This is a genomic window from Edwardsiella sp. A.80236, assembly GCF_044540725.1.
Lineage (GTDB): Bacteria > Pseudomonadota > Gammaproteobacteria > Enterobacterales > Enterobacteriaceae > Edwardsiella > Edwardsiella tarda.
Window position 1 is genome coordinate 1 of sequence record NZ_JBIUCY010000005.1, and the last position, 24,616, is coordinate 24,616.

General features: G+C 59.7%; 22 protein-coding genes and 1 pseudogene. 9 read left to right on the forward strand and 14 right to left on the reverse strand.

What is annotated here, in order from left to right:
* Positions 1-125: 125 nt before the first annotated feature.
* The 3 genes from ACEQFP_RS06060 to ACEQFP_RS06070 form a co-directional block, all read right to left on the reverse strand.
* Complete coding sequence (locus ACEQFP_RS06060) at positions 126-1,427, reverse strand: TRAP transporter large permease (RefSeq protein WP_005282210.1); 1,302 nt, start codon at positions 1,425-1,427, stop codon at positions 126-128.
* The gene (locus ACEQFP_RS06065; protein WP_035598937.1) at positions 1,427-1,930 is read right to left on the reverse strand and encodes a TRAP transporter small permease; all 504 of its coding nucleotides are present in this window, start codon (positions 1,928-1,930) and stop codon (positions 1,427-1,429) included. Before ACEQFP_RS06065 ends, ACEQFP_RS06060 begins: the two co-directional genes overlap by 1 nt.
* A gap of 66 nt (positions 1,931-1,996) precedes the next feature.
* Positions 1,997-2,983, reverse strand: coding sequence for a TRAP transporter substrate-binding protein (locus ACEQFP_RS06070; RefSeq protein WP_035598940.1), 987 nt, complete (start codon positions 2,981-2,983; stop codon positions 1,997-1,999).
* 380 nt (positions 2,984-3,363) lie between these two features.
* Here ACEQFP_RS06070 and ACEQFP_RS06075 point away from each other — a divergent pair, with 380 nt between their 5' ends.
* The 6 genes from ACEQFP_RS06075 to pnuC all read left to right on the forward strand — a co-directional run bounded on the left by ACEQFP_RS06075 (position 3,364) and on the right by pnuC (position 9,183).
* On the forward strand, positions 3,364-4,284 hold the full coding sequence (locus tag ACEQFP_RS06075; RefSeq protein ID WP_005297531.1) for a LysR family transcriptional regulator: 921 nt from the start codon (positions 3,364-3,366) through the stop codon (positions 4,282-4,284).
* Positions 4,285-4,409: 125 nt separating this feature from the next.
* Entirely contained in the window at positions 4,410-5,525 is a 1,116-nt protein-coding gene (locus tag ACEQFP_RS06080) for an adenosine deaminase (protein WP_005297528.1), read from the forward strand.
* A 3-nt stretch (positions 5,526-5,528) separates the two neighbouring features.
* The gene (dcuC, locus tag ACEQFP_RS06085) at positions 5,529-6,785 is read left to right on the forward strand and encodes a C4-dicarboxylate transporter DcuC (protein WP_005282227.1); all 1,257 of its coding nucleotides are present in this window, start codon (positions 5,529-5,531) and stop codon (positions 6,783-6,785) included.
* A gap of 183 nt (positions 6,786-6,968) precedes the next feature.
* Positions 6,969-7,700 (forward strand): Crp/Fnr family transcriptional regulator, encoded by a 732-nt coding sequence (locus tag ACEQFP_RS06090; protein WP_337977659.1) that lies wholly within the window; start codon positions 6,969-6,971, stop codon positions 7,698-7,700.
* Positions 7,701-7,708: 8 nt separating this feature from the next.
* A complete protein-coding gene (locus ACEQFP_RS06095) occupies positions 7,709-8,455 on the forward strand; it encodes a nucleoside phosphorylase (RefSeq protein WP_047059135.1) in 747 nt (248 codons plus the stop codon).
* 2 nt (positions 8,456-8,457) lie between these two features.
* Positions 8,458-9,183, forward strand: a complete 726-nt coding sequence (pnuC, locus tag ACEQFP_RS06100; protein ID WP_035594290.1) for a nicotinamide riboside transporter PnuC — start codon at positions 8,458-8,460, stop codon at positions 9,181-9,183.
* Positions 9,184-9,219: 36 nt separating this feature from the next.
* On the opposite strand, the gene ACEQFP_RS06105 is transcribed toward pnuC, so the two are convergent.
* The 4 genes from ACEQFP_RS06105 to ACEQFP_RS06120 all read right to left on the reverse strand — a co-directional run bounded on the left by ACEQFP_RS06105 (position 9,220) and on the right by ACEQFP_RS06120 (position 13,717).
* A complete protein-coding gene (locus ACEQFP_RS06105) occupies positions 9,220-9,660 on the reverse strand; it encodes a GNAT family N-acetyltransferase (RefSeq protein ID WP_047059133.1) in 441 nt (146 codons plus the stop codon).
* 101 nt (positions 9,661-9,761) lie between these two features.
* A complete protein-coding gene (locus ACEQFP_RS06110; RefSeq protein ID WP_005282243.1) occupies positions 9,762-11,015 on the reverse strand; it encodes a nucleoside permease in 1,254 nt (417 codons plus the stop codon).
* 361 nt (positions 11,016-11,376) lie between these two features.
* A complete protein-coding gene (locus ACEQFP_RS06115) occupies positions 11,377-12,639 on the reverse strand; it encodes a nucleoside permease (RefSeq protein WP_068870372.1) in 1,263 nt (420 codons plus the stop codon).
* Positions 12,640-12,859: 220 nt separating this feature from the next.
* Complete coding sequence (locus ACEQFP_RS06120) at positions 12,860-13,717, reverse strand: SDR family oxidoreductase (protein ID WP_012849808.1); 858 nt, start codon at positions 13,715-13,717, stop codon at positions 12,860-12,862.
* A gap of 28 nt (positions 13,718-13,745) precedes the next feature.
* Between ACEQFP_RS06120 and ACEQFP_RS06125 the strand changes: the two genes are divergently transcribed.
* Positions 13,746-14,681 carry a LysR family transcriptional regulator gene (locus ACEQFP_RS06125; RefSeq protein ID WP_370547202.1) on the forward strand — a complete coding sequence of 312 codons (936 nt, stop codon included), beginning with the start codon at positions 13,746-13,748 and terminating at the stop codon, positions 14,679-14,681.
* Between the two features lie 59 nt (positions 14,682-14,740).
* Here ACEQFP_RS06125 and ACEQFP_RS06130 read toward each other — a convergent pair whose 3' ends face one another.
* Both ACEQFP_RS06130 and ACEQFP_RS06135 read right to left on the reverse strand, forming a co-directional pair.
* Complete coding sequence (locus ACEQFP_RS06130; RefSeq protein ID WP_396464019.1) at positions 14,741-15,829, reverse strand: FUSC family protein; 1,089 nt, start codon at positions 15,827-15,829, stop codon at positions 14,741-14,743.
* Positions 15,820-16,842, reverse strand: a complete 1,023-nt coding sequence (locus tag ACEQFP_RS06135; protein WP_370547200.1) for a hypothetical protein — start codon at positions 16,840-16,842, stop codon at positions 15,820-15,822. The genes ACEQFP_RS06130 and ACEQFP_RS06135 overlap by 10 nt, the downstream gene beginning before the upstream one ends.
* Positions 16,843-17,138: 296 nt before the next feature.
* Between ACEQFP_RS06135 and cfa the strand changes: the two genes are divergently transcribed.
* A complete protein-coding gene (gene cfa / locus ACEQFP_RS06140) occupies positions 17,139-18,284 on the forward strand; it encodes a cyclopropane fatty acyl phospholipid synthase (protein ID WP_370547199.1) in 1,146 nt (381 codons plus the stop codon).
* A 91-nt stretch (positions 18,285-18,375) separates the two neighbouring features.
* A complete protein-coding gene (locus tag ACEQFP_RS06145) occupies positions 18,376-19,338 on the forward strand; it encodes a LysR family transcriptional regulator (RefSeq protein WP_370547198.1) in 963 nt (320 codons plus the stop codon).
* Between the two features lie 48 nt (positions 19,339-19,386).
* Here ACEQFP_RS06145 and ACEQFP_RS06150 read toward each other — a convergent pair.
* The 5 genes and pseudogenes from ACEQFP_RS06150 to appC form a co-directional block, all read right to left on the reverse strand.
* Positions 19,387-20,714 (reverse strand): annotated as a pseudogene (locus tag ACEQFP_RS06150) (IS4 family transposase).
* Positions 20,715-20,831: 117 nt separating this feature from the next.
* Positions 20,832-21,590 (reverse strand): DUF1275 family protein, encoded by a 759-nt coding sequence (locus ACEQFP_RS06155; protein ID WP_370547197.1) that lies wholly within the window; start codon positions 21,588-21,590, stop codon positions 20,832-20,834.
* Positions 21,591-21,763: 173 nt separating this feature from the next.
* Complete coding sequence (cbdX, locus tag ACEQFP_RS06160; protein WP_015462307.1) at positions 21,764-21,853, reverse strand: cytochrome bd-II oxidase subunit CbdX; 90 nt, start codon at positions 21,851-21,853, stop codon at positions 21,764-21,766.
* A 12-nt stretch (positions 21,854-21,865) separates the two neighbouring features.
* The gene (gene appB, locus ACEQFP_RS06165) at positions 21,866-23,002 is read right to left on the reverse strand and encodes a cytochrome d ubiquinol oxidase subunit II (RefSeq protein WP_005282265.1); all 1,137 of its coding nucleotides are present in this window, start codon (positions 23,000-23,002) and stop codon (positions 21,866-21,868) included.
* A gap of 17 nt (positions 23,003-23,019) precedes the next feature.
* Positions 23,020-24,558, reverse strand: a complete 1,539-nt coding sequence (appC, locus tag ACEQFP_RS06170) for a cytochrome bd-II oxidase subunit 1 (RefSeq protein ID WP_005282268.1) — start codon at positions 24,556-24,558, stop codon at positions 23,020-23,022.
* Between the last annotated feature and the right edge of the window lie 58 nt (positions 24,559-24,616).

Sequence of the window (24,616 nt, forward strand, 5' to 3'; positions counted from 1 at the left end):
CTGGCATGGGCTTCCTTCAGGCTATAGCCTCACAGGGACAATCACCACCTCCCGAGGAGGTGGTTTAAAGCTGACAATAAAAAAGGCAGAGCCATGCTCTGCCTTATGTTGATGCCCTGTCTGGCTTACATCAGACCAAACAGGCGCGGTACAAACAGCGAAATCTGCGGGATGTAGGTGATCAGCATCAGTGAAGCAATCAACGCTAGGTAGAAGGGCAGCAACGGCTTGATCAGTTGCTGGATCTTCACCCCAGAGATGGAGCAGCCGACGAACAGGGCACTCCCCACTGGCGGCGTCAGCAGACCGATACACAGGTTAGCCACCATCATGATGCCGAAGTGGACCGGATCCATCCCCAACTCCTGCGCGATAGGCAGGAAGATCGGTGTGAAGATCAGCACCGCCGGCGTCATATCCATGAAGATACCGACGATCAGCAACACGATGTTGATCAGCAACAGGATGATGAGCGGATTCTCGGAGATCCCCATCAACGCATCGCTGATCATGTAGGGGATATCGGCATTGGTCATCGCCCAAGACATACCGACGGAGAAACCGATCAACAGCAACACGATCGACGTCGTCACCACCGACTCCAGGATCAGCTTCGGCAGATCGCGCCACTTCACCTCACGATAGATCAGCACCGACAACACGAAGGTGTACACCACGGCGATCGCCGAAGCCTCGGTCGCGGTAAACACCCCACCCAGGATGCCGCCCATCACGATAAACACCAACAGCAGACTCGGCCAGGCGTCCCAGAAGGCCTTCCCCGCCTGACGCAGCGTCGGACGCGCGCTAACCGGATAGTTACGCGACTTGGCGATAAAGGCGCACACCACCATGATCGACAGCCCCATCAGGATCCCCGGCAGATACCCCGCCAGGAACAGCGAGGCCACGGAGACACCACCGGCCGTCAGAGAGAAGACGATCAATACGTTAGAGGGCGGAATCAACAGACCGGTGATACAGGAGGAGACGTTCACCGCCGTGGAGAAGGCCGGATCATAGCCTTCCCGCGTCTGGATCGGATGCAGGGTACCCCCCACCGCCGCCGCCGCCGCCACGGCGGAGCCAGAGATGGAGCCAAACATCATGTTCGCCAGCACGTTAACATGCCCCAAGGAGCCAGGTACTCGCCCGACCATCACCTGAGCCAAGTTGATCAAACGGATGGCGATACCGCCGCTATTCATCAGCGTACCGGCAAAGATAAAGAATGGGATCGCCAGCAACGCAAAGTTATCCAACCCATTGGCCAGGCGCTGTGCCACGGTGATGGTGGCGATCTCCCAGGGGAACATCAGCAGCATCGAGGCGAAGGTGGCGATACCGATAGAGAAAGAGATCGGGACGCCGACAAACACCAGGAAGAAGAAGCTACCGAACAGGGTCAAGGCAATATAGCTATCCATCAGTGACTCACTCCTTGCTGGCCGGTCAGTTTCTTGATGCCATGGGCGACGAAATAGAGGTTATAAAAGATGATGATGGCGCCGCTCAGCGGCAGAATGAAGTAGACGTACCCCATCGGGATCTGCATCGCCGCCGACAGCTGCGCCGTCGCCAGCGTCTTGTCGATCAACATCCGCCCACCGACGATCATGACCAGGAAGGAGAACACCATCACCAGCAGATTCACCAACACGCTCAGCATGGCCTGAGTGCGGGCTCGAACCGACATGGCCAGCAGATCGATGGACAGGTGGCGCTGCGCGCCCACGGTGTAGGCGGCACCCAGCAGGCCAACCCAAATCATCAGAAAACGCGCCAGCTCATCGGTCAGGGTACTGGGCTGACTAAGCACATAACGGCTGAATACCTGCCAGACGACACAGGCCACCAACGCCACCATCACCACCACCGCAAACGAGGCGATGCAGCGGTCGACGATTTTTTTGATCCGATCGAGAATCATACAGTCTATCCAAATAGCGGGATGAAACGGCGCGGACAACGGATGTGCCCGCGCATAACGGCCTGATTACTGCGCGGCGGCTTCGAACTTGTCCAACAGGGCAGCCTGCTTCGGATCCTTACGGAACTCGTCATACAGCGGCTGAACGGCGGCACGGAACGGGGCCTTATCGACGCTAACAATGCTGGCGCCCATCGCTTTCGCCTGAGCACGAGATTCGGCATCGACCTGATCCCACAGCTTCTGCTGATACACTTCGGAGTCACGCGCGGCCTTGGTCAGGATCGCCTGCTGCTCCGGCGTCAACTTCTCCCAGGTCTTGGTGGCGATAACCAGGTAATCCGGAATCGAGGCATGTTCGTCTTCAGAGAGGACGTTAGCGATTTCGATATGGCGGGTCTGTACCCAGGACGGTACGTTATTCTCGGCGCCATCCACCACACCCTGCTGCATCGCGGTGTATACCTCGCCGAAGGAGATCGGCGTCGGTGAGCCGCCCATCAGCTCGATCATCTTGATGGTGGTCGGGCTAGCCTGGACGCGGATCTTCATCCCCTTCAGATCGGCCGGTGAGGTGATCGGCTTCTTGGCGTAGAAGCTACGCGTACCGGCGACATAGGCGGCCATAGAGAAGAAGCCCTTATCCTTGGTCGAGTCCATGATCTCTTTGCCGACCGGACCGTAAACGACGTTATTAAAGTGCTGCTGATCCTTAAACAGGTACGGCATATTATAAATGGCATACACGTTATCGAAGGATTCCAGATCGCTGGCGGAGCCTTTCGTCATATCCAGCGCCCCGTTCTGCAACAGTTCTAAGGTCTCACGCGCGCTCCCCATCTGGCTGCTGGGGTAGATGCGAATACGCATGGTGCCGTTAGAAAGTTGTTGTACCTCTTTCGCCATCTGCTCGAAGGCCTGATGTACCACGTGGCTGCGCTCCAGATTATGCGCCAGCTTCAACGTCACCTTCTCAGCCGCCTGCACGCCACCCGCGATCAGAGAAAGCACCGCTGCACAGAGGATATGACGGGAAAAAGTTTTCAGTTTCATATAGCAAGGCTCCCTGATATTGGTTGAATATGTGTTACTTTTGGTCTGGACAAATAAGTAATTGCATTAATTTCTGTATGACATCTTATTTTAGCTATCGGATAAGTAGGCAGTGCATGCCTCACATTTCCGTTAATTCATTTACCAGAGATACAATTCTGCGCTTGTGATCACCAAATAGTTCGCATTGAACAACTTAATTACATCGTAAATACCGATGTGTTTATGCCGTTATTTATCTCGCGAATTATTTTTCCCCAGCGCTTCTCGTCGAGAACGGGTTAGAATCGGTACGGCGGGGTTGTCATACCACCTGCCCTACAGGCAGGATAGCGCGATGAGAGATGAGGTTAACGAGGTTAACGAGGGGGGAGAGCGCAATGGAGATGGGGTGGCTGGAAGACTTTCTGGCACTGGCGGAGTTGCGTAATTTTTCCCGCGCCGCCGCCAGCCGTCATATTACGCAGCCCGCCTTCGGGCGCCATATCCGGGCATTGGAAGAGAGCGTGGGGCAACAATTGGTCGATCGCAGCACCACCCCTGTCACGCTGACACCGGCCGGCTATCAGTTCCGTTTACTGGCCCACGCCATGGTGACCCAATGGCGCGAGGGGTTAAATAGTCTGCAGGGACGCCCGCCGGTTCTGCTCCATCCGATACGCTTCAGCGCCCCACACTCCCTCTCTTCGCCCTTTCTACTCGATCTGGTGGCGGCGGTCGGCGCCGACGAGGCCACCCCCTTGCCTTTCGCCGTCGACATCCTACGTGTCGACTTCGCCGTCGAGGCCTTGATCGAAGGCGCCAGCGACTTCCTACTGGGCTTCGACAGCCACGCCCTGTTACAGCCCCCTTTCGACAATCTACTACTCGGCCACGGCGCGATGTTGCTGGTCGGCGCCCCCGGCCCCGACGGCAGGGTACGCTTTACGCCGGGCGAACAAGCGGTGCCGGTGCTACGCTACACGCCAGACTCCTACAGCGCGCGCATGGTCGAACGGCTAATGCCACAGCATCCGTTTGCGGCTCAACCGGTGTTCGAGGCCTCACTGTGTGACCTACACCGCCAGATGGCGCTACGCGGCCACGGGCTGACCTGGCTGGCCGACTGCCAGATCCACGCGGAGCTGGCCGAGGGCCGCCTGGTGGCGGTGGATCGCCAACGCTGGTGCGTGCCCTACCAGATCCGCCTGTACCGTAACCGCGCTCGTCTGCACCAACGCGCCGAGGCCTTCTGGCAACGCCTGGCGGCGCGCATCGCCGCCGGTGAGCGTTTCTGGCCGCCACGCGACGAACCGGCCTAAGCACCGCGTGGCGCCGAGCCAAGCATCATGCCGAATCGGCCTGGGCCATGCCGGAATAGCATTTCCCTGGCATGGCCGGCTCCCCTAAGATGCGCCTTTTCTCCCCGCTGTCACGAGAGACGGTCATGCCTGCGACGCAAACGATTACCTGGACTGAGTTCCTGACGCAATTTCCCAAGGTCGATCTGCACTATCACCTGCTGGGTGGAGTGCGCCTCACGACCATGCGTGACCTGGCGCGGCGCGCCGGTGTGGCGCTGAGTGAGCAAGAGGCCAAGAGTTTCTACCGCCGCTATCAGGCGGAAACCGGCCAGGCCAAAGGCGGCATCGCCGCGCTCAACTTCCTCTACCCGCTATTGCGCAGTCCGCAAGACTACTACCGGGTGATGCTGGAGGTCGCCGAAGACGCCGCCGCCACCGGGGTTCGTCATCTAGAGCTCTTCTGGAATCCCTCGGATACCCCGCTGCCTTATGACGAGGTCACCGCCGCCCTGGCGCAGGGGTTAGCCGACGCCGCTCGCCGCTGGGAGATCCACGCACTGTTCCTGCCGGCGATCAATCGTGAGAAGAGCCCCGAAGAGGCCGTGCGCATGGTGGAGACGGTATTGGCCCATCCCCATCCGCTGGTGGCCGGGATCGGCATCGACTACCGTGAACACGACGCGCCGATCGAGCACTTCTGGAAAGCCTACCGTCTCGCGCAACACGGCGGTCTGCGCCTGACCGGCCACTGTAGCGAGTTCGGCCTACACTGGCGCAACGTGGAGAGTGGCCTGGATCTGCTCCAGCTGGAACGCATCGACCACGGCTATAGCATCATCGACAACCCCGCACTGCTGGCGCGCTACGCCCGTGCCGGCATCCCCTTTACCGTGGTGCCGAGCAATACCTATTTCCTCAAGTGCTGGCCCGATCACGACGACTGGCGACGTCATCACCCGATCCGCCGCATGGCGCAGGCCGGCCTCACCCTGATCCCGGCGACCGACGACTGGCATATGCACGACACCAACGGTGCCGAATGTTACCGGGTGATGGTGGAGGAGTTTGGCTTCGATCTCGATGGTGTGCGCCACCTGCTGGCCAACGGTATCGATGCCTGCTGGCAACCGGAGGCGCTCAAGACGCGCTGGCGCGCGCAGTGGCTGGCGGAGTTTGATGCGTTGCGCGCCCGCCTGGAGCGAGAGCCCAGCCCCGAGGCGGGACACCACCTTATCTACCAACCTCATCATGGGGAGTAAGTCATGTTAATTCTTGTCGGCATCGCGATCCTGATCGTGACGATCATCCTGCTGATCAAGCGCCAGGATACCCGTACCGTCCTGCTGTTCTCCGGCCTGTTGATGTGCCTACTGGCCGCCGATCCGATGGCGGCGATGAACAGCTTCGCCCAGAAGATGGTGTCCGAAGGGCTGATCCAGGCGATCCTCTCCGCCATCGGCTTCGCCACCGTGATGAAGTTTACCGGCTGCGATCGCCATCTGGTGCGTCTACTGAGTGTTCCGCTACGCCGTGTAGGGCTGCTGCTGATCCCCGGCACCATCCTGCTGACCACCTTCGTCCAGCTGGCGCTACCTAGTGCGGCCGGAGCGGCGGCGGCGGCCGGTATCACCATGATCCCGCTACAACTGGCGGCGGGCATCCACCCGGTGATGGCCGGGGCCTCGGTCTTGGCCGGAACCTTCGGCGCCAGCCTGCTGAACCCCGGTAGCCCCCATATGGCGTTAGTCGCCAAGATCGTCGGTGGCGACGTGATGACCATCATCGCCTCACGCGCCATGACCGTGGTGTGGTTGGGGCTGCTGATCATGGTCGGCATGACCCTGACCGCCCTGTTACGTCGCGAACACAAGGGCTACCACTCGACGCTGGAGAGCGACATCCAGGCCGACCACCAGCCGATCAACCTACTGGCCGCGCTGATGCCGCTGCTGCCCGTCACCCTGCTGATGCTCGGTGCCTTCGGCGGCGTCGCCTGGCTGAAGATGGGGGTACCGCAGGCGGTGATGTGGGGCATCCTCGCCACCCTGCTGGTCACCCGAACCCATCCCGGCAAGGCGATCCCGGCCTTCTTCGACGGTATGGGCAAGGCTTACAGCGACGTATTCGGCATCATCATCTGCGCCGGGGTCTTTGTCGCCGGCCTCAACGCCATTGGCCTGATCGAGGCGGCCAAGACCCTACTGATCGACTACCCGCAGGCCGCCCGTTTCGGCGGCACCATCGGCCCCTTCCTGATGGCCATCGTGATCGGCTCCGGTGATGCGGCGGCCTATGCCTTCAACGAGGCGATCACCCCCCATGCCGCCGCCTTTGGCATGGATGGCACTAATCTGGGTACCGCCGCCGCCTTCGCCAGCTACCTGGGGCGCACCGCCTCGCCACTCTCCGCCGCGGCCATCGTGGTCGCCGGCATGGTCGGTGTCTCGCCCCTCGATCTGGTCAAACGTACCGCTCCCGTCATGTTGGTCGGGCTGCTATTACTGATCGCCCTGATCTAACCCGCGCTCCACACTGGCGATGGGTGAAAGCCGATCGCCATCACACATTACTCTCCCTTTCTCTCCGCCCGAGACATTTGTCCCGGGCGGATGTGTAATATCAGACCCCATCGACACTTTTTCTCCCGCTATCATGGTGAGTGCGGACGGGCGTCCTGTCCGTGAATTGAAGGAAAACCTATAGTGTTCAAAGTCAAACACACGCTGCAGAACGAGACCTGGTTAAGCCTCGTCGAGCTCGTCACCCGCAACGCCGTCTTATACGAGTGGGTAAAAAATTGTCCGCTGAGTGTCATGCGCAGCTGGATTGGGCAAACCGTCACTCCCGGCGAACTAATCTGCCGCCAAGGAGACACCTGCCAACACTTTTGGCTAATACTTCAGGGAGAAGCAGACATTTTCTTTGAGGCCGAGGACGGACGCCGTTATCGGCAAGCACGCTACCACCAGGGAGACATCTTGGGGGAGTTGGAAATATTTGAACAACGCCCCTATATTTGCTCGGTCGAAGCCACCCGTGAGACGCAACTGTTACGGCTCAACCGGGAAGACTTCCACCGTTGGCTGGCGCTGGATAACCATTTTAATCAACGCATATTGCGCACCAGCAGCCAGCAGTATTACCACTTGTCCGCCAAGGCGGGCGCCGACAGCCTGTATACCCTGCAACAACGGGTTGCGCTGGCATTGTGGCAACGTTTTACCCAACAGGGGCACGATCGCATCACGCTGGACAAGCAGCAACTCAGCCTCGAGTTCGCCGCCGCCATGCGTAGCATCAATCGCATCCTGTTTACGCTGAAGGAACAGCAGATCATCGCCGTCGAAGGCGAGAGCATTATCCTGCTAGACGCGGCGCGTCTACAGCGTGAGGCTGGCCTGCCAGGTGCAGCGGCCTATCATCCAGAGTCATAAGGAACCCGATGGAACTACAACCGCATATTCGCCTGAGCCGGGCCATGACCCAGGCGCGTTACGCCTTATTGCCCGGCGATCCGCAACGCGTAGAACATGTCGCCCGCTTCCTGGATGACGTCGAGCCATTGGGGCAAAACCGCGAATACCGCGCCCTGCGCGGCTATTTCCACGGTATTGAGATCCTCGTGCTCTCCACCGGTATCGGCGGCCCCTCCACCGCCATCGCCGTCGAGGAGTTGCGGCGTATCGGCGTCGATACCCTGATCCGCATCGGGAGTTGCGGCGCCCTGCAAGACGCCATGGCGCTGGGGGATCTGGTGATCGCCAACGCCGCCGTACGCGACGAGGGCACCAGCCACGCCTATGCCCCCGCCGCCTATCCGGCCTGCGCCGATCAGAGGCTCGTCGAGTTACTGCGACGCGAAGCCGCGCGCCTAGGCTACCCGGCACACTGCGGCTACGTACGCAGTCACGACAGCTTCTATACCGATCGCGAGATGCAGTTGGATGCCGAATGGTCGGCGCGCGGCATCCTGGCCGCCGACATGGAGACGGCCCCGTTGATGGTCGTTGGCGCGCTACGCGGCCTACGTACCGCCTCCATCCTCAACGTCGTGGTGACCCACAACGCCGAGCTGGAGCAAGGCATCAACGATTATCAGCAGCAGGAAGCCTGTAGCCTGCGCGGCGAGGCGCGGGAGATCGAACTCGCCCTGCACGCCATCCGTCTGGATCATAACAAGGAGAATTGATGATGGATTTCTTTAGCATTAACAATGTGATGGTTAACATTCCACTCGGCGAGGGTGGCTATGCTCTCTCTTGGATCGAGGCGATCGGTACCCTGTTCGGCCTGCTGTGCATCTGGTTCGCCAGCAAGGAGAAGATCATCAACTATCTGTTCGGGCTGATTAACGTCACCCTGTTCGCCGCCATCTTCTTCCAGATCCAACTGTATGCCAGCCTGTTGCTGCAGGTGTTCTTCTTCGCCGCCAATATTTATGGCTGGTATGCCTGGAGCCGCCAGAATGCCGATAACGAGGCCGCGCTTAAGGTTCGCTGGCTGTCGCGTGGTAAAGCGCTGACCCTGACACTGGTCTGCCTGGTCGCCATCGCCCTGATGACACGCTTCATCGACCCGGTATTCGCCGTGCTCACCCGCATCGCCATCGATCTGCTGCAAGGCATGGGTGCCAACGTGGTAATGCCGGAGCTGCAGCCGGATGCCTTCCCGCTCTGGGACTCCACCATGCTGGTCCTCTCCATCGCCGCGATGGTGCTGATGACCCGCAAGTATGTCGAAAACTGGCTGCTGTGGGTGGTGATCGACGTCATCAGCGTGGTGATCTACGCGATCCAAGGCGTCTACGCCATGTCGCTGGAGTACATCCTGTTGACGGCCATCGCCGTGATGGGCTCCTACACCTGGATCCACAGCGCGCGTCGCCACGGATCTCGCCCGCTGGCTAGCCTGGCCTAACCCCTCTGACACGCCGCGCCCGGTGCGCGGCGTGCTTCACGCGAGCGGCAAGCGGTAACGCACCCGCCGCGCTCCCGGCGTAAAACCCAACGCCTGATGCATCTGCTGCTGTCCTCGATCGTCTAAGCTGACCTCCGACACCAGCTCGTCACAGCCATGTTGCCGCCCCCAGGCGCAGGCCACCGCCACCAGCTCGGTCGCGACCCCCTGTAAACGCCGCTCCGGCAGGACAAACAGGCAGCCTAAACGCAACTGGGCCGGTGCCTGACGATGCAGCGCATCCGCTTGCAATGCCAGCTCGATAAATCCCAGCCCCTCCCCCTGCTGACCTAATGCCAGAAACGCCATAAAGGGCTCGGCATCCAGCAAGGCACACCCTTCGAGCCACTGCTGGCTCAACGGCGTCTGCGGTGCTAACTGGGCGCGCAGCCCCACCCACAGACGCATCATGGTCTCATCCAACGGTACAATCGTCATCGCTCCTCCGCAGAATTCGGCTCACCCTAACGCAGCCAAGCGTAGCCCAATCCCGGCGTGGCGACGGACAGTGAATGCGCCGCCGCCTCGGTGCGTCCCTGTCAGGCGTCCGACGGCACCCCCGCTGGCCGCTGATGATGGTAACGGAACAGGAAGGAGAAAATGATGGCCAACAACACCGAGTAGGCGGCAAAGATCAGCCATACCATCCGCCAATCGGTGGCGCCGTCAGCGTGACTATACAGCTCAACCACCTTGCCGCTGACCAGTCCACCCAAGATCGCCCCTAATCCACTGGACATCATCAGGAACATACCCTGCGCACTGGCGCGGATGGCCGGCTTCACCTCTTGATCGACAAACACCGAGCCGGAGATGTTGAAGAAGTCGAAGGCACAGCCATAGACGATCATCGACAGCGCCAACAGCACGGTACCGAACGGCGACGGATCGCCATAGGCAAACAGGCCGAAACGCAGCATCCAAGCCACCATGCTCATCAGCATCACATTCTTGATGCCATAACGGCTCAGGAAGAACGGGATGGTCAGGATAAACACCGTCTCAGAGATCTGCGAGAGCGACAACAGCACCGAGGCATGCTCGACGATAAAGCTGCCGCTAAATACCGGGTTCTGATCGAAGCTATGCAGGAATGGGTTGCCGAACATGTTGGTGATCTGTAACTCGGCGCCCAGCAACATGGCAAAGATGAAGAAGACCGCCATACGCGTATTCTTAAACAGGCTGAAGGCGTCTAACCCCAGCATCGCCACCCACCCTTGCTGTGCTTGACGGTGGGCCACCGGGATCGTCGGCAGCGTCAGCGCGAACAGGCTCAGCAGCAACGAGACCAGCGCACCGATATACAGTTGCATATGGCTCAACTCAAAGCCGGCGAAACTGACGCCCCACATCGCCAAGATGAAACCGATGGTGCCCCAGATACGGATCGGCGGGAACTCACGCACGATATCCCTACCGGCACTCTGCAAGCGATAATAGGAGATGCTATTCGCCAGCCCCAGTGTCGGCATATAGGCCAGCGAGTTCAGCAAGATAATCACGAACATGGCCCCGGGCGTCGTCACCTGCGCGGCCAGAAACAGGGTAATGGCGTTCACCAGGTGACAGAGGGCATACACCCACTTGGCGCTGATCCACTTGTCCGCCACGATTCCTAACAGCGCCGGCATAAATAGCGCGGCGATACCTTGTGAACTGTAAATTGCCCCAATCGCCGTCCCGTCAAACTTCAGCGTAGCGAACATGTAAGAGCCGAGGGTGGTCAACCAGCATCCCCATAGCCCGAATTGCAAGAACGACAGGATTTTTAACTGCAGCGTCAGATTCATGTTAGTTCCCTCACAGATAGCCGTCCCGATAGATGAAATAGCGTGTGCGATGCTGCTTGCGTGCGCCTCACCTTATCACTGCGTGACACAGCCAGAGTGTTAGCAAGCTCGAAAAACACGGGGGCGACGGCGAGAAGATTTCGACACTAACTCATTAAATTTAAATATATTTTTGTGATTTATCAGTGCCAGCACGGCAAAATCTCGCGAATATGCGGGAACAACGCCGGCGAGGATAGCCGCATGGCAAGCGTGAGGAGAGTAAGAAGCGTGGCGGTACAGATAGGAGATATTCCGTACCGTAACCCATAAAATGGGCCACGCCTTGATGGCATGGCCCAGAGAGTGAAAAGCGGTGTGATTAAGCCTGTTGTCCCACGCTCGCCGCCTGTCCCTGCGGGCGCACATAGTGATAGCGGAACAGAAACAGGAAGGCGACGGCCAGCAGCAGCGAATACCCCGCGAAGATCAGCCACACCGTCGGCCAATCGGTCACGCCGCCCTGCGTGTAGTACTCCACCACCTTACCGCTGACGATGCCGCCCAAGATGCAGCCGAAGCCGTTGGTCATCATCAGGAACATCCCCTGCGCACTGGCGCGAATGGCCGGTTTTACCTCTTGATCGACGAACACCGAGCCGGAGATATTAAAGAAGTCGAAGGCGCAACCGTAGACGATCATCGACAACACCAGCAACACGGTGCCGAACGGTGACGGGTCACCGTAGGCAAACAGACCAAAGCGCAACATCCAGGCCACCATGCTCATCAGCATCACGTTCTTGATACCGTAGCGACCGAGGAAGAACGGGATGGTCAGGATGAACACCGTCTCAGAAATCTGCGAAACCGACAGCAGTACCGAGGCGTGCTCGACGATAAAGCTACCGGCAAACAACGGATTCTGATCGAAACTATGCAGGAACGGGTTGCCGAACATGTTGGTGATCTGCAACTCGGCGCCCAGCAGCATGGAGAAGATGAAGAAGATCGCCATACGCGAATTCTTGAACAGGCTGAAGGCGTTCAGACCCAACATCTCCACCCAGCCTTGTTTTTCCTGAGTTTTGTTCACCGGAATATAGGGCAGCGTGGTAGAGAACAGACTCAATAGCAGCGAGGCGCCGGCACCGATATATAGCTGCATATAGCTCAGCTCGAAACCGGAGAAACTCACCGCCCACATCGCCAGGATGAAACCGATGGTGCCCCAGATACGGATCGGCGGGAATTCGCTGACGATATCCATACCCGCATTCTGCAGACGATAATAGGAGATCGTGTTGACCAAACCCAACGTCGGCATATAGGCCAACGAGTTCAGCAAGATCACCACAAACATGGCGCTGGGGGTGGTGACTTGGGCCGCGAGGAATAGCGTCAACGCGCCGACCAGATGGCAGGCGGCATAGACCCATTTGGCGCTGACCCATTTATCCGCCACGATCCCCAACAGGGTTGGCATAAATAACGCGGCGATACCCAACGAGCTATAAACCGCCCCGATGGCCGCCCCGTCAAACTTCAGGGTGACAAACATATAGGAGCCGAGCGTGGTCAGCCAGCTCCCCCATAGATAGAATTGCAGAAATGACAGTATCTTCAGCTGTAGCTTCAGATTCATGTTATTTTCCTCACACATAGGGCCGGATATAAGATTAGATAAAAACATTTTTTCTTTATTATGATTTAATCCTATCACCCCGCTGGGGAAATATTTTGCTACCGCGCTCAAAAAATGAAAAAGCATATTAATTGCGGCATGAATTAGTGATGGAGATAACATTTATGCCGCAAAGCAAGGAGCGCCGACGCCGGACGAGAGGGGGCGCCAAACCGGGATCTCAGCCCCACGCCGCCCCGCCGTCCAGGTGCAGAACCTCGCCGTTAAGATCGGGATTCGCCATGGCAAACAGCGCGCTGCGCGCGTAGCTCTCCGGCTGCCCCAGCCGCCGCAGTGGCAGTCTCGCGGCGATCGCCCGCAGCGCCTCGGGGTCACCGCCCGTCGCCTGCGCCAGCAGCGGCGTATCCATCGGACCGGGGCTAATCACATTAATCCGGCGCGGCGCCAGCTCACCGACCAGACTATGGGCCAGCGTCTCAACCGCGCTCGCGGCGGCGGCGGCGATGGACTTACCCGGCGACGGCCGCCGCGTGATCATCCCCGAGGTCAGCACCAGCGATCCCTCGGCGGCCATCTTCGGCACCGCCGCGCGCAGGGCATACACCGCGCCCCAAAACCGGCTCGCCATATTGACCCGCAGCGCCGCCATATCGCCGTGCAGCAGCGGCGCCGGCGCGATCTGTGCCGCGGTGATAGCGACATGATCGATCCCGTCAAGCGGGGCAAAGAAGGCGTTGACCGACGCCTCGCTGGCCACATCGATCGTCTCACCGCGGGCCCCTCTCCCTAGCGTGGCCAGCGCGGCCATCAGCCGCGCGGGCGAACGCCCGCCGAGATACACATGCGCCCCGGCCTCCAGCGCCATGCGGGCCGTCGCCAGCCCCAGTCCCGACGTACCGCCGATAATAACGATCTGTTTCCCGCGCAGGGTGTGAAAAGGCATCGCGTGATATTTCCCCATGGTGTGCCGCCCGGCGCCAACGCGGCGCAGGCGTAGTGAATATGCTGTAGGGTAAACGCGATACTGTTTATTATTTAGCGCAAAGATATCCCCGATTTGGGGAGTTAAATTCCCCAATGTCGTCACCGGCGGGAGTGCGAAAACGATGATGTCAGACGAACAGCTTAATGGTATTCAGGCCTTTATCGCCGTCGCCCAGAGCGGGAGCTTTACCCTGGCCGGTGAACGCCTGTGCCGCTCACGCTCGGCCATCGGCAAGGCCGTGGCAAAGCTGGAGAGCCGCCTCGGCGTGCGCCTGCTGCAGCGAACCACCCGCCGCGTGGCGCTGACCGACGAAGGCGCCGCCTTCCTGCAGCACAGCCTGCGGGCCTTTAACGCCCTGGAGCAGGCAGTGGATGTGGCCCATGCGCAGCGCGGCGAGGTTCAGGGGACGATCCGCCTCTCCGTCCCCGTCGCCTTTGGTCGCTGCTGGATCCTGCCCGTTATTCAGCGCCTGGTGCAGCGCTACCCGGCGCTGCGCCCGGAGGTCAGCTTCGCCAATCAGCCCATCGCTCTCGACGACGAACGGGTAGATATCGCGGTCAGAATCGGCCCGCCGCCCAATGCCCCGACGCTGATCGCCCGTCAGATTGGCGTTCAGCACGCCTGCCTCTGCGCAGCTCCGGCCCTGCTGGCGCGCTGTCCCTACATCGACGCGCCCGAGGCGCTGGCGCACACGCCGTGCCTGGTCAGCCAGCCCTATCAGCGCTGGCCGCTGCGCGATCGGGACGGGGAGACCCGGCACTACGCCGTGCGACAGGCGATGGTATTGGATGACGTCATGGCGCTGCGCGACGCCGCGCTGGCCGGGCTGGGGGTCGCCCGGTTGCCCGACTGGCTGGCCGCGCCGCTGATCCGGCGCGGCGCGTTGATCGCGCTGCTGACGTCGGCGGCCCCCGCCGGACGACCGATCCATCTTCTCTGGCCGAGCGATAAATACGCGCCCCGACGCCGACGGGTGACGATCGATGCGCTGACGGCGCACTTCTCGCCGACGCCGCCCTGGCTGCGCGACCCGCCAGACGACCGCGGCGATGCATAGACGCCAACGCCGCGCAAAACCGCCTACCCCCTCCGCGCCGCGCGACGAGGCGGGCCGGACTACGGACGTAGACGGCGATCCTCCCGGGCCTTATCGCACAGGAAAGTCAGCGATACCCCGTTCAGCATCGCGGCCACGTCATGCTCTATCGACAGCAGCAGCGCAGAAACCTGCGCTCGCCGCTCGCCGTCCTCTCCCGCCGCAGCCAGGGCCTGACGCCCGATCAGCCGGTTAATCCATTCCAGACGCCGCAGGCGACGGCGCGCCAGATCGAGCCGCAGCGCCACGATAGCGTCGATAACCCGGGTCAAGGCCACGCTGTTCAGGCACAGCGCGCGATACCAGGGGTCATCCACAGCCAGATGCAGGCGGGTCGTCAGGCTGTGCAGCAGGTTCAGCGTCAGCATCAGGCGGCTGATACGGTGGGTAAACAGCTGGAAGCGCGCATAGATATAGCGATCGAACAGCAGATCGTAGGACCAGATGGGCAGGTTGCCGTGCACATAGTGCTCCAGCTCCTCAAAATGGTGAAAAAAGGCCCCCTCCGGCACCCGCCACTCTCCCCCGGCTGCCAGTAGGCAGGTGCGGTTAAACCCGGCGATACGGCGCAGCAGGCCGGTCAGGGTCGCAAAGACCTGATCATGCTGGTGACGCGGCATTATCAGCAGCGAACAGAGGTAGGCCACCAGGGCACCGCACAGCGTATCGAGCAGGCGGTAGCTGAGCAGCGTCCACAGCAGCGGGCGCTGATGATTAAAAAAGCTGGCCAGCAGCATCGCCACCAGGGTGGTGATCAGGCAGACAAACAGGCCGTAGTAGCGGCTCAGGCACTTGCTCCAGTAGGCCAGCGTCCCGGTTAGCACTAACAGAATCAGGAAGATAGCCGTATGATCGATCAGCAAGATCCCGCAGCTGCCCAGCGCGACCCCGCACATCGTTCCCAGCACGCGCTGGAAACCGCGGCGAAACGCCGCCGATGAGGAGGTGATGGTCAGACTGACCACCAGCGCGGTCAGGGGAACCCAAAATCCCTGAACCAGCGGCACCCACGCGATCAGCAGCTGGGCCACCACCATCGAGACCGCGGCGCAGGCCATCTGGTGCAGCACCAGCGGTGGCAGCGACTTCTTAACACCGTTCAATCGCATATAGCCTCCTGCGGCGTCGGGCACGCCAGCGGCGCGCATTGCTCGACCAGCCCCTGCAGCAGCGAAACCAGCAGGCGCAGCGTGGGATGCGCCCCATCGGGCAGTGAGGCCGACAGCCACTGGCGCAGCGCCGTCAGACGCTGCGCACGCTGACGGTAGTCCAGCGACTCCACCCGGCACAGCAGCGAGGAGAGCGCCAGAAAGCAGCGCCGACGCAGTGCGTTGACCCGGCGCAGATCGTCCTGCCCCAGCGACTCCACCGGCCAGTAGCTCAGGGTGATCACCCCCTCCACCAGCGCCATCAGCATCGCGGTGTAGGACGACGGCGGCGCGCCACCGCCGTCGTATCCTGCATGGTATGCGCTCAGCAGGCGCTGCAGCGTCGCCTGACGGTTGAAGGTGGCCTTTTTCAGCGCCGGCGACAGCTGGTTAAAATCGCGTACGGTGGGCAGATAGGCCAGCCAGCGGCAGGTTTCGCCCAGCTGGTGCAGCAGTACGCGCGGCAGGCGCCGCCGGTAGCAGCGGCTGGTACGGGCGGGAAGCACGAGAAAGGCCGCCAGCGCGCAGGCGCCGCCGGCCAGCAGCGCCGGGAGCAGCTGGCCCATCACCGGGGGCCGCGCCTGCGCCAGGCCGTTGGCAATAATGGCGAACAGCGTCACAAACAGCGACACCATGGCCATCGCGGGCCGGCGGGAGAATAGGTACAGCGTCAGGGCCGCCAGCAGCGCCACCATCACCACCTGCAGCGGGAGAATACACAGGCTACCCAGCAGCACCGCGCTACCGATCAGCAGGGTATTGATCAGGACGCTCAGCGCGTGGCTGACGAAGCGATCGCCCATCACCACCTGCACGGAGAATACGCCCAGCAAAATACTGTAGATCCCCCACTCGGCGAACGGAGCGCACTGATCGACCACGATCCCCAGCGTCAGCCCAATCGCGGTTCGCATGGCGTTGAGCATAAAGCGGCCGTCGGGGTCGGCCAGAATAACGCGATCGCATACCCTCATCGCGGGCGCTCTAGATCATGGTGTGGGGAAATGCCGAGGCCGCGCGCAGCCGCGCGCGGCCTCGGCATCCTTGACGTATACAAACAGGATAGACTATCCCGAAATACCATAAAATCGCAGACCTAAAAACACATGAATCCAGTGTTAAATAGCATATCAATCCGGGTGTTGGGTTGGAATATTTATGCCGGAATGATTTTATTCTATTAATTTATTCTAAGCTGGAATTTTTATATGCTTTGTTATCAATAATAAACGCCGGATATTATGCGAAAAAATTCATCTCAGGAATAAATATGAGCACCGTTGTCAGCGAAATAGATTATCAGTCCCGCAGTTACCATATCCTGCAGCCGTTACTGCAGCAGGCCGGCATTGGCCTTGAGGGGCAGCAGCCCTATGACCTGCAGATCCATAACCCGCAGCTGTTCTCCACCGTACTCAAGGCTGGCTCCCTGGGGCTGGGCGAGAGCTATATGGACGGTTGGTGGGACTGCGAACGTCTGGATATGTTTTTTGACCGCGCCCTGCGCCACGGCCTGGACAAAAAGCTGCCCAGCAACCTCAACGATCTGATCTATGCCATCAGCGCCCGCCTGTTCAACCTGCAGTCGCGCCGACGCGCCGGTCAGGTCGCCCGCGAGCACTACGATCTGGGCAACGATCTGTTTGAGGCCATGCTCGATCCCCATATGCAGTACTCCTGCGCCTACTGGAAAGAGGCCAAAACGCTGGAGCAGGCCCAAGAGGCTAAGCTGGATCTGATCTGCCGCAAGCTCGATCTGCAGCCGGGCCAGCGGGTGCTCGACATCGGCTGCGGCTGGGGGGGGCTGGCGGCGTACATGGCCCGCAACTACGGCGTGGAGGTCACCGGGATCACCATCTCGCAGGAGCAGTGCGAGCTGGCCCGCCAGCGCTGCGCCGGTCTGCCGGTGACCCTGCGCCTGATGGACTACCGCGATCTGGATCAGCCGTTTGAGCGCATCGTCTCCGTCGGCATGTTTGAGCACGTCGGCCCTAAGAACTACGCCACCTACTTCAACACGGTCAAACGCTGCCTGCACCCCGAGGGGCGTTTTCTGCTGCACACCATCGGCAGTAATATCTCCGATCACGGTGTCGATCCCTGGATTAACCGCTATATTTTCCCTAATGGGCGTCTGCCCTCTATGCGCGATATCGTCAGCTGCAGCGAGGGGATGATGGTTATGGAGGATTGGCACAGTTTTGGGAGCGATTACGATAAGACGCTGATGGCGTGGGAGGCCCGCTTCCGCGCCGCCTGGCCACAGCTGAAGGATCGCTACGGCGAGCGTTTTTACCGTATGTTCCGCTACTATCTTTGTGCCTGCGCCGGCGCCTTCCGCGCCCGGGATATCCAGCTATGGCAGGTGCTGTTTAGCCCCCACGGCATCAGCGGCGGCGTGCGGGTCGCACGCTAACCACGGCCCTATTTTCTTACAGTCGACCGCCGCGGTGGTCGGCCTGTCTATGATCTATAGCGGTGAACACGACACCGCAACAGGTGACGCCATGTCGCACGATAATTTTCTGAAGTCCATGTATGACACCCACTACGGCGCCCTGATCGCCCTCGCCGCACTGAACGAAGAGCAGAGCGTGAGCCGGGCCGCCGAGTGTCTGAGCATCAGCCAGCCCTCCATGAGTAAGCTACTGATGGAGCTGCGCAAAGAGTTCAACGATCCGCTGTACACCAAGTGCAATAATCTGTTTACCCTGACCCCCGTCGGCGAGACGCTGTGCACCATCGTACGCAATACGCTGTACGCCAGCCAATCGATGATCGACCAGCTGCGCTGCGGGGTGAAGCATCGCTATAACATCTGTCTGCCCCACTGGTTCAATATCCAGGAGGTCTCCGCCCTGATCGGCAACGTACGCACCCTGTACCCCAACCTGGTAATCAACTTCCGTCCGCCCAGCGCCACCACCGCAGAAGATATCGTGCAAAGCCTGAAGCAGGGGAGCGTGGACGTCGCCGTACGCCACTTCCCCCACGCCTGCCCCAGCGGTATTCACCTGAAGACGCTCGGCTCCTCTGAATTCATGTTCCTGCGCCGCGTCCGCGCCATCGGCCAGCAGCCGACGCAGATGCTGACCATGACCCGCGAACAGCTGCTCTGCACGCCGCTGATTATCTACAATATCAGCCCCTACCTGCAGGACAGCTTCCTGCAGGCCAACCGCCTGGATGAGGGGCTGCTGAATATCACCATGACCCTGACCAACAACTTCCGCCGCTGGCTGGATGAGTTGGTGGACGATGATACCCTGCTGATAACGCTGCGCAGCGTCGGCGACGCGCTGGTCGAAAGCGGAGAGTACCGGGCGGTCGCCATTCCCGGCATGGCTATCCACTTCCCATATCATCTGATGTGGCACGAGCGCTCGTCGCAGGATCCGGTTCATCTCCTGATCCGCAAGGCGCTGATCGCCATGAGCAGCGCCAGCCTTCCCCAGCCGACCGAACGCTGAGGCTCCCCCCAGACACAAACGGCAGCCTGCGGCTGTAATGCCAGTCAGTTAAGCAACTGACTGGCTCTTTTTTGGGGCTCTGGGGTATTTCCAGGGTCTCTCCTTTACCACTCTCGGGAAGGCTCTTTCCCTTCTTGTCGGTAATTTTACCAGGTGTCCCATACTTGCAAGATCGTGCATCAGCTCCGGGATTCGGCCCGGTGACGCGCCCTGCAACGTCATCAGCATTCTCATGACCATTCCACATGACTCTGAGAAGCTTAGCTGATTCGGCCAGTACCCTTTCAGATGTCCTGCCATTTTAATCATCTGATATCTCACTAGGTTATAAGCCAGTAATACCCCCCAGAGTTCCTGCTCCACAAGCTCCGGCTTTTACTTCTCAGCGTCAGTCTGCTCAGTTGCATTGTCTGCTTTATCTCTCTGTATCCCAGTTCGATTTCCCAGCGATGACTGTACAGCTCTGCCATTTCTGTGCCCGGGTAACGCATGGCGTCCGTCATCGACGTCAGCAGCTGGCAGACTTTTCCTTTGCGCGTCACAGTCAGCAGGCGGGCTGTCACCTCATTTCCCAGAGCAGGCCACTTTTTTCGTGCCTGTGGACTGGTTTTCAGCTTCACTAGATGGTCGCCTTTACCCAATTTTTTGACCTCTTCATACTGGGCCCCCCTTCTGAGCGGTATCATCCAGTGACGCTCTTCTCCCGCCTGGCTCCAGGCATTTAACAGCCCCAGTGAGTAATACCCTTTATCCATTAACGTCAGCGTGTTATCGCCGGTTTGTTCTATAAGTTGCTCAGCAAGCTCAGTTTCGCTGTTTTTCATCGTGCCGAAGGCCGCCGCCGTCAGCAGATGGCTGGTCAGCTCCATCTGACAGACCATTTTGACCTGTGGGTAAAGTGCCGGGTTCCCGCCATGTGTCTGGCGGGGGAAGGCTATATCGTTTTCTGGCATGTCCGGTGTACGCCAGAACACGCCATCGATGGCCAGCAGGGTCAGGCCACACCAGTGCGGATGCGGGGTGGCGTTATGCCAAAGTTGCGCTGTTTGCGTGAACACGCGGCGTACGGCCTCGCTTCCCAGACGCTGCCGAGCCTGAATAACAGCGCTGGGGACAACGAAAGGACGACTGCCCGGCAGCATGATGTCCAGCCGGTTCACGATCTGATGAAGGGGCTCCTTACGTTCAAGCGCCATACCGACAATACACCAGACCATCATTTCCAGCGGAAGGCGACGCTTGCGCAGAGTGACGGTGCCGGATTCAGCAAGACAACGGGAAATCAGTTCCGGGTCCAGATAGTCGCCCAGAGAAGTCAGTGGGTTACGCAGTGAATCGTAACGGGATATCAGATCAAGAGCCTGTCCAATGTGCATAAAAAAATCCGGAAACGGGTGAGCATTTCCGGATTCTTACACAGCCACTGGATCGGTCAACCGATCCTTAACTGATCGGCATTACAGCCTGCGGCTGCCGTTTTTTCTGCGTCCAGACTAGATCAGCGCCGCCCGGTGGCGCCCATGCACCACCCAGATGCGCAGGGTAAACAGCAGCAGCGCCAGCAGCGCCAGGCTCAGGCTGTAGAAACCGATGTGTCGGCTCAGCAGCGCGGTCACCAGCGCTCCGACAAAGAAGTGCGCGATCACCATCAGGTAATGCAGGCTCTCATGGTACAGGCGTACCCGCTCGCGCCGATTACGCTGGCGATCGAACACGCTAAACAGACGGCTCATCATCAGCACGTACACCGTGGTCACCACCGAGGTCGCCGTCGGCTGACGGGTTCCCCCGTGCTTAATCACAAAGTTCTGGATATACATAAAGATCAGCCCGATGGTCACCAGCGGCATCACCACCGGCGTCGGCTTAGCCCCCAGCAGCCCATAGCGACTCATCGCCGCCCCCAGCAGCATAAACACCAGCAGCAGCAGGCAGTTGATGCTCATGGCGATGGCATAGCCGTGCCACGGACTGTGCAGGCGGGAGTGATAGCGGTTGACGAGCAGCTGATGCAGCGCCGCCAGCACCATCCAGATCAGGATGATGGAAATATGGTAGACCGACTCAAAGTCCATCCCCCCATTGGCCAACGCCGCAATGCCGAAGATCATGTTAGAGGTCATATAGCCGATTAAGGCCTTGTATAAATACATAAAACTGACGATTTCCAGGCAGCCGCCAATAAAGCTCATCATATAGTGAATTTCATGATTGAGCGTGCGGTAGACCCGGGATAGGGGCTTATTACGCATTACGTCACTCGATAAAAATTAACACGTAGAAATTTTATCACTCGATAATAATATCTGGTGGTTATGATGATTATATTATAGACGAGAATAAAAAAGGCGTCGGACGACGCCGGGTGGGACGGTAACAGTGACGGCGTCGGGGGCGGCATCGGCCCGCCCCCGGCTAACTCAGGCTATTTCAGCCGCGGCTCAAGCCATACCAGGATCAGGGTAGACAGCGAACACATCAGCAAGATGCCGACAAACCACAATAAATACCACATCGCTTCCCCTCCTCAATACAGTTCATGATCGTGACGGCGGATGGTCTCCGGCGTGATCCGCCCCAACATCTTGTAATAGCTCCACAGGGTGTAGAGCAACACAATCGGCAAGAAGACCAGCACGATCACCAGCATGATGCTCAGCGTCATCTGGCTGGAGGTACTATCCCATAGGGTCAGGCTCGAGATCGGATTGATGCTGGAAGGCATCACAAACGGGAATAGCGTGACCCCGGCGGTGAAGACCACCCCGGCCTGCGCCAAGGAGGCCAGCAGGAACGCCCAACCGGCGCGCGCCCGTGCGCTGGCGAGTAGCGTCAGCAGCGGGCACAGCACCGCGAGCGCCGGGAAGATCAGCAACCACGGTGAATGGAAGAAATTCCCCATCCAGGCGCCAGGCAGCACCGCCACCGCCTTCAGCAACGGATTGGAGGGGCCATTCGCATCCTGGCTGAGCAGCACGTAGCCATCGATGCCGACCCACATCCAGTAACCGGCCAGCACGAAGCACAGCACCACCAACAACGCGCTGCGGTTGGTGGCCGACTGCGCCCGCTGGCGGATCACGCCATCGGTCTTCAGCTGGAGCCAAACGCCGCCCTGCATGATCACCATACACAGGCTTAACAGGCCACACAGTAAGGCGAAGGGTGACAACAGCTGCCAGAAGGTGCCGAAGTATTCGACGCGCAGTTGCGGGGTAAAGGCGAAGGGAACCCCGAGGAGCAGGTTACCGAACGCCACGCCGAAGACCACCGGGGGCACCAGGCTACCGATCACCAGCCCAATGTCCCACAGGGTGCGCCAACGCGCATCGGCGATCTTACCGCGATAGTCGAAGGCCAGCGGGCGGAAGAACAGGGCGCACAGCACCAAGATCATCGCCACATAGAAGCCGGAGAAGGCGGCGGCATACACCCGCGGCCAGGCGGCAAACAACGCGCCGCCCGCCAGGATCAACCATACCTGGTTCCCTTCCCAGTGCGCGCCGACGCTGTTGATCAGCACCCGGCGCTCGTCGTCGTTACGCGCCACCAGCGGCAGCAGGCAACCCACCCCCATATCGAACCCGTCGGTCACCATGAAGGCCACCAGGATCACCCCGATCAGCAGCCACCAAATGAAGCGCAACGTTTCATAATCAAACATGACAGTCTCCTTTACCCCTATTGCTGCGCCGGTTGTTCACTCTGCATCGCACTCGGCCCAAGACGCGCATACTTCTGCATCAGGTAGACCTCGGCGATTAAGAACAGGGTGTAAAGCCCCAGGATCAGCCCCATTGAGAAGGCTAACTGACCGGTGGTCAGCGCAGAATGGGCGGAATAGGTCGGCAGAATATCCTGGATAGCCCAGGGCTGGCGGCCAAACTCGGTCATAAACCAACCGGCCTCGATGGCGAGCCAGGGTAGCGGCAGGCTATAACACACCATACGCAACACCCAACGTTTCTGATCGATACGCCGACGTAGGGTCTGTACCAGAGCGATCACCATCACCAGCAGCAGCAACGAACCACAGGCCACCATGATGCGGAAGCTCCAGAACACCGGTGCCACCTGTGGGATGGCGCCGCGTTGGGCCGCCTGATACTGCGCCGGGGTGACATTATTCATATCCGGAGCATAACGGGTCAGCAGCATGCCATAACCCAGATCAGGCTCTACCGCGCGGAAGGCGGCCAGGGTTTGCGGCGAGCGATCGCCCTGCGAGATTTGCTGCATCAGCAGCCAAGCTTCGCGCCCACGTTGCAGACGCGGCAACGCGTCGGCCATCAGGTTTTTCAACCCAGGAACCGGCGTATCCAGCGAGTGGGTCGCCAACAGGCCGAGTAGCGCCGGCACCTTGATGGCGAAGGCGTTACGCTCCTGCTCTTGCTCCGGCCAAGCCACCAGATGGAACGGGGCCGGGGCCGGTTCGGTCTGCCACTCCCCTTCCATCGCCGCCAGCTTGACCGGTTGAACCTTGGCAACTTCATAGGCTGAACTGTCGCCCAACTGCAGCGTACCGATGATCGCCAGGGTGCCAAACACCGAGCCGATGGCGAAGGAGCGCAGCGCCACGTCACGCTCACGACCACGCAGCAGATACCAGGCGCTGATGGCCATGATAAACATCGCCCCCGCTACATAGCCGGACATCACGGTATGCACGAATTTCACCTGGCTGACCGGGTTAAAGACCAACTCGCTGAAGCTGGTCATCTCCATACGCAGGGTATCGATGTCGAAGTGCGCCCCGGTCGGGTACTGCATCCAACCGTTGGCATTCAAGATCCACAACGCGGAGATGTTGGAGCCGAAAGCGACCAACCAGGTCACCAGCAGATGCTGATACTTAGTCAGACGTTGCCAACCGAAGAAGAACAGGCCGACGAAGGTCGATTCGAGGAAGAAAGCCATCAAGGCTTCCATCGCCAAGGGGGCACCGAAAATGTCGCCCACATAGTTAGAGTAGAACGACCAGTTGGTCCCGAACTGAAACTCCATGGTCAGGCCGGTCGCGACCCCGAGCGCGAAGTTAATGCCGAACAGTTTACCCCAGAAACGCGTCATATCGCGGTAGATCGCTTTGCCAGTCACCACGTAGATGGTCTCCATGACGGCCAGCAAAAAAATCAATCCCAGGGTAAGCGGTACAAAAAGAAAGTGATACAGCGCGGTCAGTGCGAACTGCCAGCGCGATAAGTCAATGACATCCCACATGCGGACTCCTGTAGGCGATAAGAGAGAGGGAATTGCCTAGTAATAGTAGATCGTCAAT